Source organism: Janthinobacterium sp. 13 (genome assembly GCF_002749695.1).
GTDB lineage: Bacteria > Pseudomonadota > Gammaproteobacteria > Burkholderiales > Burkholderiaceae_D > Janthinobacterium > Janthinobacterium kumbetense.
Window position 1 is genome coordinate 3208831 of sequence record NZ_PEEQ01000001.1, and the last position, 19037, is coordinate 3227867.

The 19037-nt window shown below is 61.8% G+C and carries 15 protein-coding genes; all 15 read left to right on the forward strand.

The annotated features are described in order from the left end of the window. Positions 1-38 precede the first annotated feature (38 nt). The 15 genes from CLU94_RS14125 to CLU94_RS14195 all read left to right on the forward strand — a co-directional run bounded on the left by CLU94_RS14125 (position 39) and on the right by CLU94_RS14195 (position 19033). Positions 39-3143 carry a DEAD/DEAH box helicase gene (locus CLU94_RS14125; RefSeq protein WP_099666071.1) on the forward strand — a complete coding sequence of 1035 codons (3105 nt, stop codon included), beginning with the start codon at positions 39-41 and terminating at the stop codon, positions 3141-3143. A gap of 49 nt (positions 3144-3192) precedes the next feature. Further along, positions 3193-4329: a PAS domain-containing sensor histidine kinase gene (locus tag CLU94_RS14130; RefSeq protein WP_099666072.1), complete on the forward strand. Its 1137-nt coding sequence runs from the start codon at positions 3193-3195 to the stop codon at positions 4327-4329. Between the two features lie 138 nt (positions 4330-4467). Next, on the forward strand, positions 4468-5148 hold the full coding sequence (locus CLU94_RS14135) for a response regulator transcription factor (protein ID WP_034753797.1): 681 nt from the start codon (positions 4468-4470) through the stop codon (positions 5146-5148). A 155-nt stretch (positions 5149-5303) separates the two neighbouring features. After that, positions 5304-6011, forward strand: a complete 708-nt coding sequence (locus tag CLU94_RS14140) for a transposase (RefSeq protein WP_099666073.1) — start codon at positions 5304-5306, stop codon at positions 6009-6011. Positions 6012-6205: 194 nt separating this feature from the next. Beyond that, the gene (locus CLU94_RS14145; protein ID WP_099666074.1) at positions 6206-10906 is read left to right on the forward strand and encodes a glutamate synthase-related protein; all 4701 of its coding nucleotides are present in this window, start codon (positions 6206-6208) and stop codon (positions 10904-10906) included. Between the two features lie 79 nt (positions 10907-10985). Next, positions 10986-12449, forward strand: coding sequence for a glutamate synthase subunit beta (locus CLU94_RS14150; RefSeq protein WP_070257787.1), 1464 nt, complete (start codon positions 10986-10988; stop codon positions 12447-12449). Between the two features lie 262 nt (positions 12450-12711). After that, positions 12712-13521, forward strand: coding sequence for an ABC transporter ATP-binding protein (locus CLU94_RS14155; RefSeq protein WP_034753922.1), 810 nt, complete (start codon positions 12712-12714; stop codon positions 13519-13521). Next, the gene (gene mlaE / locus CLU94_RS14160; protein WP_034780952.1) at positions 13518-14300 is read left to right on the forward strand and encodes a lipid asymmetry maintenance ABC transporter permease subunit MlaE; all 783 of its coding nucleotides are present in this window, start codon (positions 13518-13520) and stop codon (positions 14298-14300) included. Before CLU94_RS14155 ends, mlaE begins: the two co-directional genes overlap by 4 nt. Positions 14301-14380: 80 nt before the next feature. Further along, on the forward strand, positions 14381-14851 hold the full coding sequence (mlaD, locus tag CLU94_RS14165; protein ID WP_070346035.1) for an outer membrane lipid asymmetry maintenance protein MlaD: 471 nt from the start codon (positions 14381-14383) through the stop codon (positions 14849-14851). Continuing rightward, entirely contained in the window at positions 14848-15732 is an 885-nt protein-coding gene (locus tag CLU94_RS14170) for an MlaA family lipoprotein (RefSeq protein WP_099666075.1), read from the forward strand. The genes mlaD and CLU94_RS14170 overlap by 4 nt, the downstream gene beginning before the upstream one ends. Before the next feature lie 72 nt (positions 15733-15804). Continuing rightward, positions 15805-16440: an MlaC/ttg2D family ABC transporter substrate-binding protein gene (locus tag CLU94_RS14175; RefSeq protein WP_099666076.1), complete on the forward strand. Its 636-nt coding sequence runs from the start codon at positions 15805-15807 to the stop codon at positions 16438-16440. A 52-nt stretch (positions 16441-16492) separates the two neighbouring features. Then, entirely contained in the window at positions 16493-16840 is a 348-nt protein-coding gene (locus tag CLU94_RS14180; protein ID WP_077398229.1) for an STAS domain-containing protein, read from the forward strand. Positions 16841-17050: 210 nt separating this feature from the next. Further along, positions 17051-17968 carry an ABC transporter ATP-binding protein gene (locus CLU94_RS14185; RefSeq protein ID WP_092801534.1) on the forward strand — a complete coding sequence of 306 codons (918 nt, stop codon included), beginning with the start codon at positions 17051-17053 and terminating at the stop codon, positions 17966-17968. Beyond that, entirely contained in the window at positions 17965-18726 is a 762-nt protein-coding gene (locus CLU94_RS14190) for an ABC transporter permease (RefSeq protein WP_099666077.1), read from the forward strand. Before CLU94_RS14185 ends, CLU94_RS14190 begins: the two co-directional genes overlap by 4 nt. 70 nt (positions 18727-18796) lie before the next feature. Next, positions 18797-19033 (forward strand): BolA family protein, encoded by a 237-nt coding sequence (locus CLU94_RS14195; RefSeq protein WP_034753824.1) that lies wholly within the window; start codon positions 18797-18799, stop codon positions 19031-19033. The last annotated feature ends 4 nt before the right edge of the window (positions 19034-19037 follow it).

Sequence of the window (19037 nt, forward strand, 5' to 3'; positions counted from 1 at the left end):
GCCGATTTGGATACGACCTTTACACAAAAATGCGCCCCATGGATTTTACCCGCGACGAAACCAGTGAAACCCCAGTTGCCCCGGCCAGTGCGCCGGGAGCGCCTTTGCCGTATGCCGTCGCCACCTGGCTGCAGCGGGTGGAGGCTGCCGCCCATCCGAAGGCCGTGCTGACCATTGCCGAACCGGACCCCAAACTCAACCAGCATCGATTGATCTACGTGCTGGCGCCCACTAGCGGTGGCCGCCACGTGGCCCTGTGCCTGTACAAGGCGCGGCTGCGGCCGAATGGCGACGTGGCGGCGGCGTCCCCCATCAGCGAAATCTTTTCCCTGCTGTCGGCGCCCCCCACGTTCCTGACGCCGGCCGACGAAGACCTCGTGCGTTTCTTCGTGGCCATGCGCAGCGGGCAGAATTCGCAGACGGGCAGCGCCACGGAGCCGAAGGGCAAGGTGGGCGCGGCCCTGCTGAAAATGCTGGCAGAGCAGGATAAATTGTTGTGGGCCAATTCCTGGGCCGACGTCGGCAATGGCCTCGTGTACCCGTTGAAGGAAGGTCCCGTGCGTCCCGCGCGCCTGTTCTGGCGCGACGAAGGCAAGACCATGCGCCTGGGCTGGCAAGTGGACCCGCCGGAAGGCGCGAAGCACCATGGCGCCGACCAGATCGACTACATGCTGCCCACGGATCCGCCGTGGTACATCGATAACCTGTCGTGCGGCGTGCTGGAACTGAACCAGGGCGGCTCCGACATTTCCCTGGCCGACTTGCAGGCGCTGGTGGCGCAGGCGCCGCCCCTGAACGCGAATGACAAGGTGCGCGTGTCGCAACTGCTGCTGGCGCAGGGCTTGCAGCATTTGATGCCGCTGCCGCAACCGTTGCCGCAGCGCTTGCGCAAGGATGTGCCGGCGCAGCCGGTCTTGCTGTTAGACAGCGCCATGCTGGCCGATGGCGGCGCGCAGCGCTGGAGCGACTTCGCCGTGCTGTCCTACGATTACGATGGCGAAAGAGTCTCGTTCGACCCGTCGCAGCGCGTGGTGCGGCAAGTGGGCGACGTGACGGAAATTATCCAGAGAAACACGGTTGATGAAGCGCGCGCTCTGGCGACGTTGGCTGAGCTGCAATTCAAGAAGCCGGGCTCGGCCCCCTTGAGCGGCTTGAAGGGCGCCTTGCAACTGCCTTCCCAGGCGGAATGGCTGCGTTTTGCCGAGTCCGGCATCGATGCCTTGCTGGCGCAGGGCTGGATCGTGGAAAAGACGGCCAAGTACCGCTACGATGTGAGCGACGTGGGCGACTGGTACGCGGAAATCGACGACCAGGACCCGGACAGCGGCAACGCCTGGTTCGAGCTGGAACTGGGCATCGTCGTCAACCACGAGCGCGTGCCGCTGCTGCCCGTGCTGGTACAGCTGATCCGCAACGCGCCCAACGATTTCAACCCGAAAGTCATCGAAGCGCATGCGGACGATGACCAGATGCTGGCGACCTTGTCGGACGGCACGCGCGTGGCCCTGCCGTGGGGCAGGGTGCGCCCCATCCTGAACACGCTGGGGGAACTGTATTTCAGCGACAAGATCAAACATGCGGTGCGCATGTCGACCCTGGACGCGGCGCGCCTGGAAGAGCTGGCGCGCGGCCTGGACATGCAGTGGACGGGCGGCGAGCAGCTGCGCGCCATGGGCCGCAAGCTGAGCCAGTTCGGCGCCGTGCAAAAAGTGGCGGCCCCAGCCGGCCTGCAGGCGACCCTGCGCGATTACCAGGCCGATGGCCTGGCGTGGATGCAATTCCTGCGCGACCATGACCTGGCGGGCATCCTGGCCGATGACATGGGCCTTGGTAAAACCGTGCAAACCCTGGCGCATATCCTGGTGGAAAAGGAGGCGGGCCGTTTGACGCATCCGGCGCTGGTGATTGCACCGACGAGTTTGATGGGCAACTGGCAGGACGAGGCGGCAAAATTTGCGCCCGGCCTGAAGGTATTGCTGCTGCAAGGCAAGGACCGCGCCCAGCAATTCGACCAGATCGACCAATGCGACCTGGTGCTGACCACCTACGCCCTGTTGCCGCGCGATGAGGAAACCTTGCGCGAGCACGATTTCCACCTCGTCATCCTCGACGAATCTCATTACATCAAGAATACGCGCAGCAAGGCGGCGCAAAGCGCGGGCCTGCTGCGCGCGCGCCACCGCCTGTGCCTGTCCGGCACGCCGCTGGAAAATCACCTGGGCGAGCTGTGGTCGCAATTCCACTTCCTGCTGCCGGGCTTGCTTGGCGACGAAAAGACGTTCAACACCCAGTTCCGCCATCCGATCGAGCGCCAGGATGATCCGTTGCGCCGCATGCTCTTGAATCGCCGCATCAAGCCTTTCCTGCTGCGCCGCACGAAGGACAATGTGGCCAAGGAATTGCCGCCGAAAACGGAAATGGTGCGCAAGGTGGAATTGACGGGGCCGCAGCGCGACCTGTATGAAACCGTGCGTCTTGCGATGGATCAAAAAGTACGCGAAGAAATCGACAAGAAGGGCGTGGCGCGCAGCCAGATCGTCATCCTCGAAGCGCTGCTGAAACTGCGGCAAGTGTGCTGCGACCCCCGCCTCGTGAAATCCTTGCCGGCGAAGAAGCAATCGGCCGGTTCGGCCAAGCTGCTCGACCTGATGCAGATGGTGGAAGACTTGCTCGACGAAGGGCGCAAGATTCTCGTCTTCTCGCAATTTACCAGCATGCTGGAATTGATCGAGGAAGAACTGGAATCGCGCGACATCCCGTACGCCTTGCTGACGGGCGAAACGAAGGACCGGGGCGCGCAAGTGGCGGCCTTCCAGCAGGGCGCCGTGCCGATCTTCCTGATCAGCCTGAAAGCGGGCGGCGTGGGCCTGAACCTGACGGCGGCCGACACGGTCATCCACTACGACCCGTGGTGGAATCCGGCGGCGGAAAACCAGGCCACGGACCGCGCCTGGCGCATCGGCCAGGACAAGCCCGTGTTCGTCTACAAGCTGATCGCCAAGGGCACGCTGGAAGAAAAAATCCAGCTGCTGCAGCAAAAGAAATCGGAGCTGGCGCAATCGATCCTGGCCGAAGGCGAATCGCAAAAGATGGCCCTCACGCAGGAAGACTTGCAGCAGATTTTCGCCCCGCTGGAAGATTAACGTTGCCGCACGCTTATACTTGGCGATTCTTTCTTGCCAGGTATAACGCATGCTGCCCTTCCTGCCCTTTCTTGTATTGCTGCTGGCCGGCGCCATCCTCATGGCGCTGCGCTTCGTCCAGCTGCGCCGCGCCCTGCTGCGCGCGCGGGCGGGCGAAGCGCAGTTCCGCCTGCTGGCCGAACACGGCCGCGACGCGGCCTTCCTGCTCGACGCCGCTACCCTCGAATTGATCTATATCAGCCCCGCCGCGCAGCGCCTGACGGGATACGACTTGCCGGCCTTGCGCGCGCATGCGGCGCAGCTGGCGGCGGACGTGCCGGCCCGGCTGCAGCGCTGGCGCGACGGTGACGCCAGCCGTTTGACCCTGTTGCGCGAAGTGGAATTGCCGCACGCCGACGGCCACCTGCTGGCCCTGGAAATCCATTCCACCATCGTGCCCGCGGCGGCAGGGCGGGACGTGACCCTGGCGGGTACCTTGCGCGACGTCAGCGCCGCCCAGGCGCAGGAAGCCGAGCGGGAAAAGGAGCAGAAGCGCTTCGCCTCGTTGCTGTCGCACGAATTCCGCACGCCGCTGGCCACCATCGACGGCGCCATCCAGCGTCTCGTCTCGACGTCCACCGAGGCGGACGAGGCCACGCGCAAGCGCTACGTGAAAATCCAGATGGCCGTCGACCGTTTGTTGGGCATGATCGACGACTATTTGTCGCCCGAACGCATGGCGGCCATCGGCCGCGAGCGGGCCGCCGACGGCATCGCGCCGCTGGCCTTGCTGCAGCAGGCGGCCGCCACCGTGCCTGCCAGCCACCGCGTGCAGCTGGAACTCGATGAAGACTTGCCGGCCAGGCTGCGTTGCGACGTGCCCGGCATGGCCCTGTGCCTGAAAATATTGTTGGACAACGCCGTCAAGTTCAGTCCGCCGGGCAGCGTCATCACCTTGTCGGCCAGGCTGGTGCCCGAGGGCGGCGTGGCGCTGTGCGTGCGCGATGCGGGACCCGGCTTGCGGGAAGAAGAACTGGCGCAATTGTTCGCAAAAGGTTTCCGTGGAACTAATGCCACGCATCCGGGCGCGGGCCTGGGCCTGTACATGGCGCGCGCCGTGGTGGACGTGCATGGCGGGAGTTTGCAGGGGCATAATCTGCCCGAAGGCGGGGCACTTTTCCGCATTTGGCTGCCGCTTCCTGTCTAGACAAGGAAAAGCCTTGCTTCCGCTGAAGGCAACCGTGATAATTCCTTGACGTAAACCTATTGTGCCGTCCATCATGGTGTAGAAGTGCATGGCATGGTTTGCCCTCGGTGTGCTCACTAACGGAAGAATGGCGTAGCAATGACGAAAATACTGATCGTCGAAGACAATCTCGACTACGCCGAAGACATGGCGGAGTTCCTCGTTGAGCTCGAACACGAAGTCCATATCACCAGCTCCGCTGGCGGTATGTGGACGGCGTTGAGCCATGGCAATGTCGGCGTGGTCGTACTGGACCTGGGTTTGCCCGATGAAGACGGCTTCAACGTCATCCCCCGCATGCGCCAGCTATACCCGCAAATCGGCGTGCTGGTGCTGACGGGGCGTGTCGCCTTCGACAGCCGCATCCTGGGCTTGCGCCTGGGTGCCGACCACTATCTGACCAAGCCGATCAAATTCCCCGAACTGGCGGCGCACATCGAAGCGCTCGACCGCCGCGTGGGGCCGCAAGATCCCGTACCCGAGCCGGGCAAGTGGACGTTGAAAGTAAGCGCTCGCCAACTTGAGTTGATGGGCGCCGTCATCGCCTTGACGGAAAAGGAATTCAACTTCCTGCACTTGCTCACCATTAATACCCGTCCCGTGCCGCGCGACGTCATCGTGGCCGGCATGGGCGGCGAAGATCCCGATGCGGGCCGCCGGGTCGACATGCTCGTGTATCGTTTGCGCAAGAAAGCCAAGACGGGCCTGGGCCAGGACTTGCCGCTGCGCAGCGCGTATGGCGAAGGCTACAGCCTGTCGGCCAGTTTCAACCTGTCCTGATGACCTTGTTGCGCCGCCCGCAAGTGGCTGGCGCAATAAAAGGGACAGAGTCAACGGCTTTTTTCTGTATTTCAAATAAAACAGGGTCAGAGTCGTGCCTTGCGCGCGCAAGTGTGTAAAATCAAGGCCTTAGCCTTCTTTTTACCGATTCTGCCATGGCCCGTTTGCCCCGCCTCATCATTCCAGCACTGCCCCATTACGTGATTCAGCGCGGCAGCAACCGCCAGCCCGTGTTCCAGGATGCGGCGGACTACGCGCAATTCCTGTCCTGGCTGAAAACGGGGGCGAAAATGTTCAAGGTGGCCATCCACGCCTATGTTTTATTGCCTGATCAGCTACATTTGCTGGCCACGCCGGCCGATGCGACGGGCCTGGGACAGCTGATGCAGTGGCTGGGGCGCTATTACGTGCCGTATTTCAACCAGAAATACGGCCGCGAAGGCGCCTTGTGGCAGGGACGCTACAAAACTTCCGTCATCGATCCCGACAATTTCTTCCTCACGTGCTGCCGCTACCTGGAGTGCGTGCCCGTGCAAACGGGCCTGGCGGGCCAAGCGCTCGACTACAGCTGGTCCAGCTATGCCCACCATGCGGGCGTGCGTCCCGATCCCGTCATCACCGACCATGCGCTGTACTGGGCGCTGGGCAACACGCCGTTCGACCGCGAGGCGGCGTATCTGCGCCTGTTCGAGCAAGGCCTGGGAAGCAGCCAGGTGAAAGTGGTGGAACAGGCTGTATTGAAGGGCTGGCCACTGGGTTCCGACGCTTTCAAGCAGGCGCTGGAGCAGAAAATGCAGCGGCAAGTGCTGCCTGCCAAGCGGGGCCGTCCCCGCAAAATCGTGGCCGATGCGGCCGCTAATTAAAAAGCATTCGCATTTAAAACAAAAAATGGTTCCTTTCCGCGCTTTTATTGAAATTGCTTTGACTATGTCCCTATTAAATTTTTAGAGCGATAGAATCGAATTTAATTCGACTCCGACCCTAATTATTGTAGTTGAGTTTTTTGTTGCGTTGCACTACTCTAGTTTTTCGATAGTCATATGCAGCGGAGAAGCCCATGAAAGCGCAAGGCCTGTACGACCCAGCCAATGAACACGATGCCTGCGGCGTCGGTTTCGTCGCCCATATCAAGGGCAACAAGACCCATTCGATCGTCGAACAGGGTTTGCTGATTCTGAAAAACCTCGATCACCGGGGCGCCGTGGGCGCCGATGCGCTGATGGGCGATGGCGCCGGCATCCTGATCCAGATTCCCGACCAGTACTACCGCGAAGAAATGGCCAAGCAGGGCGTGGAATTGCCGCCGCCTGGCGAATACGGCGTGGGCATGGTCTTCCTGCCGAAGGAACACGCATCGCGCATCGCGTGCGAACAGGAAATCGAACGGGCCGTGCGCATCGAGGGCCAGGTCGTGCTGGGCTGGCGCAACGTGCCCATCGATACGGACATGCCGATGTCGCCCACCGTGCGCGCCAAGGAGCCGGTGATTCGCCAGATCTTCATCGGCCGCGGCCCGGACATCATGGTCACTGACGCGCTCGAGCGCAAACTGTATGTGATCCGCAAATCGTCGGGCCACGCCATCCAGGCATTGAAACTACTGCACGGCAAGGAATTCTTCGTGCCGTCGATGTCGGCCCGTACCATCGTCTATAAAGGCTTGCTGCTGGCCGACCAGGTGGGCGTGTACTACAAGGACTTGCAGGATGCGCGCTGCATCTCGGCCCTGGCCCTGGTGCACCAGCGTTTCTCGACGAATACCTTCCCCGAATGGCCGCTGGCCCACCCATACCGCCTGATCGCCCACAACGGCGAGATCAACACGGTGAAAGGCAACTTCAACTGGATGCGCGCGCGCGAAGGCGTGATGAAGTCGGCCGTGCTGGGTGACGACCTGCAAAAGCTGTTCCCGCTGATCTATGAAGGCCAGTCCGACACGGCGTGCTTCGATAATGCGCTCGAACTGCTGCTGATGGCCGGCTATCCGATCGCCCAGGCGATGATGATGATGATTCCGGAAGCGTGGGAAAACCACACGACGATGGATGACAACCGCCGCGCCTTCTATGAATACCACGCGGCCATGATGGAACCGTGGGACGGCCCCGCCGCCATGGCGTTCACGGACGGCCGCCACATCGGCGGCACCCTGGACCGCAACGGCTTGCGCCCGGCCCGCTACATCGTCACGGACGACGACCTGGTGGTGATGGCGTCCGAATCGGGCGTGCTGCCGATTCCCGAGTCGAAGATCATCCAGAAATGGCGCTTGCAGCCTGGCAAGATGTTCCTGATCGACCTGGAAGCGGGCCGCATCATCGACGACCAGGAACTGAAAAACACCTACGCCAACGCCAAGCCGTATAAAGCGTGGATCAATTCGGTGCGCATCAAGCTCGACGAGATCAAGCTGGCCGAAGGACAGGCGAAACAGGACCGCGCCCAGGGCGAAAAAGAGCAGCCATCGTTGCTGGACCGCCAGCAGGCGTTCGGCTACACGCAGGAAGACTTGAAATTCCTCATGGCGCCGATGGCCGTGGCCGGCGAAGAGGCGACGGGCTCGATGGGCAATGACTCGCCGCTGGCCGTCATGTCGAACAAGCTCAAACCGCTGTATAACTACTTCAAGCAGTTGTTCGCGCAAGTGACGAACCCGCCGATCGACCCGATCCGCGAAGCGATGGTGATGTCGCTCGTGTCCTTCATCGGCCCGAAACCGAACTTGCTCGATACCAACAACGTCAATCCGCCGATGCGCCTGGAAGTGGCGCAGCCCGTGCTGGGCTTTGACGACATGGCCCGCTTGCGCAACATCAGCGCCCACACGGGCGGCAAGTTCAAGTCGTACGAACTGGACATCTGCTACCCGCTGGCCTGGGGCAAGGAAGGCGTGGAAGCCTGCCTGGCCTCGCTGTGCGCGGAAGCCGTCGACGCCGTGAAATCCGGCCACAACATCCTGATCGTCTCGGACCGCGCCATTTGCGCCGACCAGGTGGCGATCCCCGCGCTGCTGGCCACCTCCACCGTGCACCAGCACCTGGTGAGCAAGGGCTTGCGCGCGTCCACCGGTCTCGTCGTGGAAACGGGCTCGGCCCGCGAAACCCACCACTTCGCCTTGCTGGCTGGCTATGGCGCGGAAGCCGTCCACCCGTATCTGGCCATGGAAACCCTGGTCGAGATGGCGCACGGCTTGCCGGGCGACTTGTCGGGCGACAAAGCCATCTACAACTACACCAAGGCAGTGGGCAAAGGCTTGATGAAAGTCATGTCGAAGATGGGCATTTCCACGTATATGTCGTACTGCGGCGCGCAAATCTTCGAAGCCATCGGCTTGAACAAGTCGCTGGTGGACAAATACTTCAAGGGCACGGCCTCGAACGTGGAAGGCATCGGCGTGTTTGAAGTGGCGGAAGAAGCGCTGCGCCTGCATGCGTTGGCTTTCGGCAACGATCCCGTGCTGGTGGATAAGCTCGACGCGGGCGGCGAATACGCATTCCGCGTGCGCGGCGAAGACCACATGTGGACGCCGGACGCGATTGCGAAATTGCAGCATTCCACGCGCAGCAACAATTTCTCCAGCTATAAAGAGTATGCGCAAATCATCAACGACCAGAGCCGTCGCCACCTGACCCTGCGCGGCTTGTTCGAATTCAAGCTCGACCCGACCAAGGCCATCCCGCTCGACGAAGTGGAACCGGCCAAGGAAATCGTCAAGCGCTTCGCCACGGGCGCCATGTCGCTCGGTTCCATCAGCACGGAAGCGCACGCGACCCTGGCCGTGGCCATGAACCGCATCGGCGGCAAGTCGAACACGGGCGAAGGCGGCGAAGATCCGAACCGCTACACGCAGGAATTGAAGGGCATCCCGATCCGCCAGGGCGACACCATGGCGTCCGTCGTGGGCGCCGAGCAGATCGTCGTCGATATTCCGCTGCAGGAAGGCGATTCCATGCGTTCGCGCATCAAGCAGGTGGCGTCGGGACGTTTCGGCGTCACGGCCGCCTACCTGAACTCGGCCGACCAGATCCAGATCAAGATGGCGCAGGGCGCGAAACCGGGCGAAGGCGGCCAGTTGCCAGGCCATAAGGTGTCGGAATACATCGCCAGCCTGCGCTTTTCCGTGCCGGGCGTGGGCTTGATTTCGCCGCCGCCGCACCACGACATCTATTCGATCGAAGACCTGGCGCAGCTGATCCATGACTTGAAGAACGCCAACCCGCGCGCTTCGATCTCCGTGAAACTGGTGTCGGAAGTGGGCATCGGCACGGTGGCTGCCGGCGTCACGAAGGCGAAAGCCGACCACGTGGTCGTCGCCGGCCACGACGGCGGCACGGGCGCTTCGCCTCTGTCGTCCGTGAAACATGCGGGCACGCCGTGGGAGCTGGGTCTGGCTGAAACGCAACAAACGCTGGTCTTGAACGGCTTGCGCAGCCGCATCCGCGTGCAGGCCGACGGCCAGATGAAGACGGGCCGCGACGTGGTCATCGCCGCCCTGCTGGGGGCCGACGAGATCGGTTTCGCCACGGCGCCGCTGGTGGTCGAAGGCTGCATCATGATGCGCAAATGCCACTTGAACACGTGCCCGGTGGGCGTGGCCACGCAAGATCCGGTGCTGCGCGCCAAGTTCTCGGGCAAGCCCGAGTACGTCGTCAATTACTTCTTCTTCGTGGCCGAAGAAGCCCGTCAATTGATGGCGCAGCTGGGCATCCGCACGTATGACGAACTGATCGGTCGCGTGGACTTGCTGGACAAGTCGAAGGCGATTTCGCACTGGAAGGCGCAGGGACTGGACTTCTCGGCCATCTTCTACAAGCCGGAAACCCCGGATGGCCAGGCCTGTCGCCACGTGGAGTTCCAGGACCATGCGCTGGAAAAGGCGCTGGACCACAAGCTGATCGCGCAAGCGCGCGCGGCGCTGGAAAAGGGCGAGCGCGTCTCCTTCATCTCGCCCGTGCGCAACCTGAACCGCACGGTGGGTACCATGCTGTCCGGCGAAGTGGCGAAGAAATACGGCCATGCCGGCTTGCCGGACGACACCATCCACATCCAGCTGCAAGGCACGGCGGGCCAGTCGGCCTGCGCCTTCCTGGCGCACGGCATCACCATCGACCTGGTGGGCGAGGGCAACGATTACGTGGGTAAAGGTTTATCCGGCGGGCGCATCATCGTGCGGCCGAATACGGAATTCCGTGGCTGGGCCGTGGACAACATCATCATCGGCAATACGGTGCTGTACGGCGCCATCGCCGGCGAAGCCTTCTTCAATGGCGTGGCCGGCGAACGCTTTGCCGTGCGCAACTCGGGCGCCACCACGGTGGTCGAGGGCCTGGGCGACCATGGCTGCGAATACATGACGGGCGGCACGGTGGTGGTCCTGGGCAATACGGGACGCAATTTCGCGGCCGGCATGTCGGGCGGCATCGCCTATGTGTATGACCCGGCCGGAGACTTTGCCAGCAAGTGCAACACGGCCATGGTCAGCCTGGACAAGGTCGTGTCCGCAGCGGAACAGCATCTCGACCGCGATGCCTGGCATACGCAGCACCGCGACGGCGTGCCGGAAGCCGACGAAGTCATCCTCAAGCGCCTGATCGAGCGTCACTTCAAGCACACGGGCAGCACCCGCGCCCGTGTCCTGCTTGACGACTGGGCCGCGGCGCGCGGCAAGTTCGTGAAAGTCTTCCCGAACGAATACAAGCGCGCGCTGATTGAGATGGCTGCCGATGCCGCCATGGAAGTCCAAGCCGTCGCCGCCTGAGCCAGCCAAGATCAATCGCATAGAGCAATGACAGGGAGCGGCCAAGCCGCTCCCAGCCAGCAAATACAAAGGAAACATCGTGGGTAAAATTACCGGCTTCATGGAATTCAAGCGCCAGGACGAACACTATCTGGAGCCTGCCGCGCGTCTGAAGAACTACAAGGAATTCGTGCTGCACCTGTCGGACGCGCAAGCGACCGTGCAAGGCGCGCGCTGCATGGATTGCGGCATTCCCTTCTGTACCACGGGTTGCCCCGTGAATAACATCATTCCCGACTGGAATGACTTGGTGTACCGCGGCGCCTACCGCGAAGCGCTGGACATCTTGCATTCGACGAATAACTTCCCGGAATTCACGGGCCGCATCTGCCCGGCGCCGTGCGAATCGGCCTGTACCCTGGGCATCCACGAAGATCCGGTCGGCATCAAGTCCATCGAGCACAAGATCATCGACATGGGCTGGGAGCACGGCTGGGTCACGCCGCAGCCGGCGGGATTCAGCACGGGCAAGAAAGTGGCCATCGTCGGTTCCGGCCCCGCGGGCCTGGCGGCGGCGCAGCAGCTGGCGCGCGCCGGCCATGCCGTCACCGTTTTTGAAAAGAGCGACCGGGTCGGTGGCTTGCTGCGTTACGGCATCCCCGACTTCAAGATGGAAAAATCGCACATCGACCTGCGCGTGAAACAGATGGAAGCCGAAGGCGTGGTCTTCCGCACCAGCGTACTGGTGGGCAAGGATTTCCCGGCCCACGTCAACAACTGGGCCAAGGAAACCATTTTCCCGGAAGACCTGGAAAAAGAATTCGACGCCGTCATCATGGCCGGCGGCGCCGAGCAGCCGCGCGACTTGCCCGTGCCGGGCCGCGAGCTGAAAGGCGTGCATTTCGCCATGGATTTCCTGCCGCTGCAAAACAAGGTCAACGCGGGCGACAAGCTCAAGGACCAGATCAAGGCCACGGGCAAGCACGTGGTGGTGATCGGCGGCGGCGACACGGGTTCCGACTGCGTCGGCACGTCGAACCGCCATGGCGCCGCCTCGGTGGCCCAGTTCGAACTGATGCCGCAGCCGCCGGAACAGGAAAACAAGCCGCTGGTCTGGCCGTACTGGCCGACCAAGCTGCGCACCTCGTCCTCGCACGAGGAAGGCTGCGAGCGCGACTGGGCCGTGGCCACCAAGCGTTTCGAAGGCAAGGGCGGCAAGGTGGAAAAGCTGATCGCCTGCAGAGTCGAATGGAAAGACGGCAAGATGAGCGAAGTGCCGAACTCGGAATTCGAGATGAAGGCGGACCTGGTCTTCCTGGCCATGGGTTTTGTTTCCCCAGTACAACAAGTTCTGGAAGCGTTCGGCGTCGACACGGATGCGCGCGGCAATGTCAAGGCGACAACAGACGGTGCCGGCTGCTACCAGACCTCGGTGGCCAAGGTGTTTGCCGCCGGCGACATGCGCCGCGGCCAGTCGCTGGTGGTGTGGGCCATCCGCGAAGGGCGCCAGTGCGCGCGCGCCGTCGATGAGTTCCTGATGGGGGCTTCCCTGCTGCCGCGCTAAAATTAACGAGCAATTGGTCGTTTTTTTGCCAGGGCCACGGCGCGGAATGCGGCGTGGCCCTTGTTATTTTTACTTGTCAAGTCAATAGCTGTGAACATCGCCGGACAGGGACGCGATGTGCGGGCCAAATTTCCACTACAATATCTGACTTTCGATTCATTAGTGTTGTATTCTTCCCCTTTACGGGGCTGTCCCGAGGGGTGTCTCAGCAGAGGTTGGCGTTTCTGCACTACAATACGCCATTAAAATAGTGAGTTTCGTCGTGCCAAATCTTGTTGAGATCCGTGATTTACACTTTGCCTATGGAGAACGTTCGATTTTATCGGGCCTTCAAATGGATTTCCCACGTGGAAAAGTTGTGGCCGTCATGGGTGGCTCCGGCAGTGGCAAGACGACCGTACTGCGCCTGATCGGCGGGCAGCTGCGTCCCAGTTCCGGTTCCGTGAATGTCGACGGCCAGATCGTGCATACGCTGGGAACCGACGAGCTATATCAACTGCGCCGCAAGATGGGCATGCTGTTCCAGCACGGTGCGTTGTTTACAGACTTGACGGCGTTCGAGAACGTGGCGTTCCCCCTGCGCGAACACACGGATTTGAATGAAGAGCTGATCCGCACCCTGGTGCTGATGAAGCTGCACGCCGTGGGACTGCGCAATGCGGCGCAACTGAAGCCGGCCGAGATCTCGGGCGGCATGGGCCGCCGCGTCGCGCTGGCGCGCGCCATCGCGCTCGACCCCGAACTGATCATGTACGACGAGCCGTTCGCCGGCCTGGACCCGATTTCCATGGGCGTGACGGCGAATTTGATCCGCAATCTGAACGATGCGTTGGGTTCCACGTCTATCTTGGTATCGCACGATGTGAAGGAGTGTTTCGCCATCGCTGATTATGTCTATTTTCTGTCATCGGGCAAGATTGTGGCGCACGGCACGCCGGCCGAGATGGCCGTGTCGACGCATCCGTACGTCAAGCAGTTCGTCAATGCCGAGGCCGATGGCCCCGTACCGTTCCATTATCCGGGCAAGTCGCTGGCCGACGACCTGGGCTTGCAGGCGGGGGGCGGCCGATGATCGCGCGTTTCCTGGCGGCGATCGGAGCATGGTTGCGCAATTCGGTACAAGACCTCGGCTTTGCCGTGCGCTCGTTTTTCATCATCATCGCCTCGTCGGGTGGCCTGTGGCGCCGTCCGCGCCTGGTGATTGAGCAACTGTTCTTTATCGGTAACCGCTCCTTGGTGATTACCGCCGTCTCCGGCCTGTTTGTCGGCATGGTGCTGGGTTTGCAAGGCTATTACACCCTGACCACGTATGGCGCCGAGCAGTCGCTGGGCTTGCTGGTGGCGCTGTCGCTGACGCGCGAACTGGGGCCCGTCGTCACGGCGCTGCTGTTTGCCGGCCGCGCCGGCACGTCGCTGACGGCGGAAATCGGCCTGATGAAGGCGGGCGAGCAATTGTCGGCCATGGAAATGATGGCCGTGAACCCGATCCAGCGCGTGCTTGCGCCCCGTTTCTGGGCCGGCGTGATCGCCATGCCGATCCTGGGCGCCATCTTCACGGCCGTCGGCATCATCGGCAGCTACCTGGTCGGCGTGGTGCTGATCGGCGTCGATGAAGGCTCGTTCTGGTCGCAGATGCAGGGCGGCGTGGATGTCTGGAAAGAAGTGGGCAATGGCACCATCAAGAGCCTGGTGTTCGGTATTGCGGTGACCTTCATCGCGCTGTTCCAGGGGTACCAGGCACAGCCGACGCCGGAAGACGTGTCCGGCGCCACCACGCGCACGGTGGTCATTTCATCGTTGATGGTGTGGTGGCTCGATTTCATGATGACGGCGTTGATGTTTAGCAAGTAATTGCCGATCAGCGACAAAACAGCGGGCCTGGGCAAGATGTTGCGCAGGCGGCAGCAAGTAAAAATTATTTAGGATTGTTTATGCAACGTAAATCTTTGGATGTCTGGGTCGGCTTGTTCGTCTTGCTGGGTGTGGCGGCATTGATGTTTCTGGCGCTCAAGGCCGGCAATATGAGCTCGCTGTCTTTCAGCAAGACGTATACCATTAGTGCCAAGTTCGACAATATTGGCGGCCTCAAGCCGCAGGCGCCCGTCAAGGGTGCTGGCGTGGTGGTGGGGCGCGTGGCGGAGATCCGCTTTGACGACAAGACGTACCAGGCGCTGGTGAAACTCGACATCGAAGATGGCTACAAATTTCCGAAAGACAGCTCGGCCAAGATTTTGACGGCCGGTTTGCTGGGTGAGCAATATATCGGCCTGGAAGCAGGCGGCGATCTGGCGAACCTGGCGGAGGGCGACAAGATCGCCCGTACTCAATCGGCCACAGTGCTGGAAGACCTGATCAATCAGTTCATCTACAGCAAGGCAGCGGAAGGAAAGGACAGCAAATGAGCGAGTCGACCAAACAATCCCAAGGCAGCCTGGCGCGTATCGGCCTGGCCCTGGCCATCGCCGCCAGCGTGAGCGCTTGCGCCACCGGCACCAATCCGCGCGACCCGCTCGAGGGTTACAACCGCGCCATGTTCAAGTTCAACGACACCGTCGACCAGGTGGCCCTGAAACCGGTCGCCACGGCTTACAAGACCGTCACGCCATCGTTCGTGCAAACGGGCGTGGGCAATTTCTTCGGCAACTTGTCCGATGTGTGGAGCGCCGTGAACAACTTGCTGCAAGGCAAGGGTGAGGCGGGCTTGCAAGACGTCGTGCGCGTCAGCATGAACTCGACCTTCGGCATCTTCGGCCTGATCGACATCGCGTCGCAGGCGGGCATTCCGAAGCATAACGAAGACTTTGGCCAGACCCTGGGCTGGTATGGCGTTCAGCCTGGTCCGTACGTGATGCTGCCGCTGCTGGGCCCATCGACCGTGCGCGACACGGTGGCCCTGCCGCTCGATATCACGGGCGACCCATGGCGCTACAAGGAGCCTGTCTCGGTGCGCAATATCGGCACGGTGACGCGCGTGGTCGACAAGCGCGCCGCGCTGCTCGACGCGACCAACCTGATGGAAGCGGCCGCGCTGGACCGTTATGAATTCATCCGCGACGGCTTCCTGCAGGCGCGCGAAAGCAAGGTGTTCGATGGCGATACGGACCGCCGCGACCGCAAAGTGCCAAAAAACGACACCAGCGATTACGAGCCGGCCTATGAGGCGCAACCGCAGCCTGTCCCAGCGGAAACGCCGCCTGCGACGGCCGCGGCCGATGTGGCGCCGGCGGACCTCGTAACATCTGGTAGCAATACCGTGGCTTCCCAGGCTAGGCCTCAGGAGTAAACTGCGGTAAAGAAACACCACGGCTGCGATCGACGCCAGCCGGTGCATAGCAACACCATGAAAGGTAGAACCATGAAATTGATGAAACAACTGCTGGCGATGGCCACCATCGCCTTTGCCACCGCCGCCCAGGCCGCTCCCGCCGTGGAAGCGCCGGACGTCTTGGTCAAACGCATCAGCCAGGACGTGATCGAGACGGCCAAGAACGACAAGGCCATCCAGGCTGGCGATATCAAGCGCGTCACCGAATTGGTGGAAAGCAAGATCCTGCCGTACGTGGATTTCCAGCGCATGACGGCCCTGGCCGCCGGCCGCTTCTGGCGCGACGCCACGCCGGACCAGCAAAAGCAGCTGTCCAGCGAATTCCGTACCCTGCTGATCTACACGTATTCGGGCGCCTTGTCGCAGATCAAGAACGAAACCGTGGAATTCAAGCCGCTGCGCGCCGACCCGGCCGACACGGAAGTGGAAGTGCGCTCGCAGGTGAATGTGGCGCGCGGCGAACCCGTGCCCCTGAACTACCGCGTGGCGAAAACCCCATCCGGCTGGAAGATCTATGACATCAACGTGCTGGGCGCATGGCTGGTGGAAACGTACAAAAGCAGCTTCGCCAGCGAGATCAGCAAGGGCGGCATCGATGGCCTGATCAAGACCTTGCAGGCAAAAAACAAGGCCCTGGCCAGCCGTCCCGCTGCCAAAGCCAAATAATCGGCTATCATATAGCTCCTGACCCAGCTCCAGACCAGCGCAGCCCGACGCCATGCCCGACTCTCTCGACACCTTGCAGTCCCTGACTTCCCTGACCGTGCACAATGCCACTTCGGCATTGGAGCAGGGTCTGGACGCCATCCGCTCGGGTCAGACGAAGTTTGACTTGCGCAACGTCAAGGCCGTCGATTCGGCAGCCGTCTCCGTCATGCTGACGTGGCAGCGCGCCGCGCAGGATGCCGGCGGCGTGCTGGAGCTGAAAAACCTGCCGGACAACCTGAAAAACCTCACCAAGCTGTATGGCGTCTGCTCGCTCGTTTCGAGCACGTTGACGACCGATGACTGCGCCAGCGCCGGCGGCCACGCCGAACGCAGCCCGTCCGACCTGCATCATCATTGATCCTGTCCCACTCCCCGCATCAGCAGTAGCTTTCAAGCCGGCAGGCCAGCAGCGCCGTCGGATTGATCTCCAAGTGTTCCACGAAGTTTCCAACTATAATTGACTGTTGCGCCACCCTCTGCGGAAGGGGCGCCCTGCACCGGCCAGCCGGCCTGCATTGCACCGGCAACTGGCGCATCACACCAGACGCATTACACTTGAAACAAGCACATGACCGCAATTCAAATAACGAATGTAGAAAAGAGCTATAAATCGCTCAAGGCGCTGGGCGGCGTGTCGCTGGCCATCGAGGAAGGCGAGTTTTTCGGCCTGCTCGGCCCGAATGGCGCCGGCAAGACCACCCTCATTTCCATCATCGCCGGCCTGATACGCCCCGACGCGGGCACCGTCAAGATCCATGGCCATGACGTGGTCACGGACTTCCGCAATGCACGCCGCAACCTGGGCGTGGTGCCGCAGGAGCTGGTGTTCGACCCGTTTTTCACGGTGCGCGAAACCCTGCGCCTGCAGTCCGGCTATTTCGGCTTGCCGAACAACGACAAGTGGATCGACGAGGTCATGGAAAACCTCGACCTCACCGGCAAGGCCGACACGAATATGCGCGCCCTGTCCGGCGGCATGAAGCGCCGCGTGCTCGTGGCCCAGGCGCTGGTGCACAAGCCGCCCGTCATCGTGCTCGATGAGCCGACGGCCGGCGTCGACGTGGAACTGCGCCAGACGCTGTGGAAGTTCATCTCGCGCCTGAACCGCGAAGGCGGCCACACGGTCGTGCTGACCACGCACTACCTGGAAGAGGCGCAAGCCATGTGCCAGCGCGTGGCCATGCTGAAAACCGGCAAGGTGGTGGCGCTCGACACCATGTCGGCCCTGATCCGCCGCATCGCCGGCTCGCAGCTGCAGGTGCACCTCAAGAATGGCGCTCTGCCGGCCGACTTGCAGCACCTGGTGCTGCACCCGGAAGAACAGCAGGCGCCGAACAAGTTCAGCCTGCGCGTCAACGAATACAGCGAAGTCGAAAAAATCCTCGCCCGCCTGCGCGAAGCGGGCGCCGAGATCGATGAAATGCAATTGCAACAAGCCGACCTGGAAGATATCTTCTTGCAGATCATGGATAAAGGTACCGTATGATTTCGACAGGATTTCGCACCCTCGTCTACAAAGAGACGCTGCGCTTCTGGAAAGTGGCGACGCAAACCGTGGCCGCGCCCGTGCTCACGTCGATGCTGTACCTGCTGGTGTTCGGCCATGTGCTCGACGGCCGCGTGGAGCCCACCCCCGGCGTCAGCTACACGGCCTTCCTGATTCCCGGCCTGGTGATGATGAGCGTGCTGCAAAACGCGTTCGCCAATTCCTCGTCCTCGCTGATCCAGTCCAAGATCACGGGCAACCTCGTGTTCGTGCTGCTGACGCCCCTGTCGCACTGGGAAATCTTCTCGGCGTATGTACTCGCTTCCGTCGCGCGCGGCCTGGCCGTGGGCTTTGGCGTGTTTGCCATCACGTGCTGGTTCGCCGACCTGTCGTTCGTCGCGCCGCTGTGGATCGTCGTCTTCGCCTTTTTGGGCGCCGCCATGCTGGGCACCATGGGTTTGATCGCCGGCATCTGGGCCGAGAAATTCGACCAGCTGGCCGCCTTCCAGAACTTCCTGATCATGCCGGCCACCTTCTTGTCGGGCGTGTTCTATTCGATCCACTCGCTGCCGCCGTTCTGGCAGACGGTATCGCATTTGAACCCCTTCTTTTACATGATCGACGGTTTCCGCTACGGCTTCTTCGGCGTGTCCGACGTCAGCCCGTGGCTCAGCGTGTCCATCGTCGCCGGCTTCCTCGTGATCCTGGCGCTGGCGTCGATCCGCCTGCTGAAGAGCGGCTATCGTTTGCGACATTGATTACGACACTCATTGCGCCGTTGATTGCGGCACATCACATCACTACATTATTCAATATCAAGGACTTATCGTGACCACCACTCCAGAACTGATCCACGGCTATCTGTCGGCCGGCCTCGAATGCACGCACCTCGAAGTGGAGGGCGATGGCCAGCACTTCCAGGCCGTGATCGTTTCGCCCGCGTTTGCCGGCAAGCGCCTGATCCAGCGCCACCAGATCGTCTACGCGGCGCTGGGCGACCGCATGCGCGAAGAAATCCACGCGCTGTCGATGAAAACCCTGACACCTGAAGAATTCCAAGGATAAGCAC

Bases quoted from the DNA above. Each gene is read 5' to 3' on its own strand.
- CLU94_RS14145 (WP_099666074.1), top strand. From the start codon at position 6,206: ATGAAAGCGCAAGGCCTGTACGACCCAGCCAATGAACACGATGCCTGC.
- mlaE (WP_034780952.1), top strand. From the start codon at position 13,518: ATGATCGCGCGTTTCCTGGCGGCGATCGGAGCATGGTTGCGCAATTCG.
- CLU94_RS14185 (WP_092801534.1), top strand. From the start codon at position 17,051: ATGACCGCAATTCAAATAACGAATGTAGAAAAGAGCTATAAATCGCTC.
- CLU94_RS14125 (WP_099666071.1), top strand. From the start codon at position 39: ATGGATTTTACCCGCGACGAAACCAGTGAAACCCCAGTTGCCCCGGCC.
- CLU94_RS14180 (WP_077398229.1), top strand. From the start codon at position 16,493: ATGCCCGACTCTCTCGACACCTTGCAGTCCCTGACTTCCCTGACCGTG.
- CLU94_RS14140 (WP_099666073.1), top strand. From the start codon at position 5,304: ATGGCCCGTTTGCCCCGCCTCATCATTCCAGCACTGCCCCATTACGTG.
- CLU94_RS14135 (WP_034753797.1), top strand. From the start codon at position 4,468: ATGACGAAAATACTGATCGTCGAAGACAATCTCGACTACGCCGAAGAC.
- mlaD (WP_070346035.1), top strand. From the start codon at position 14,381: ATGCAACGTAAATCTTTGGATGTCTGGGTCGGCTTGTTCGTCTTGCTG.
- CLU94_RS14190 (WP_099666077.1), top strand. From the start codon at position 17,965: ATGATTTCGACAGGATTTCGCACCCTCGTCTACAAAGAGACGCTGCGC.
- CLU94_RS14170 (WP_099666075.1), top strand. From the start codon at position 14,848: ATGAGCGAGTCGACCAAACAATCCCAAGGCAGCCTGGCGCGTATCGGC.
- CLU94_RS14175 (WP_099666076.1), top strand. From the start codon at position 15,805: ATGAAATTGATGAAACAACTGCTGGCGATGGCCACCATCGCCTTTGCC.
- CLU94_RS14130 (WP_099666072.1), top strand. From the start codon at position 3,193: ATGCTGCCCTTCCTGCCCTTTCTTGTATTGCTGCTGGCCGGCGCCATC.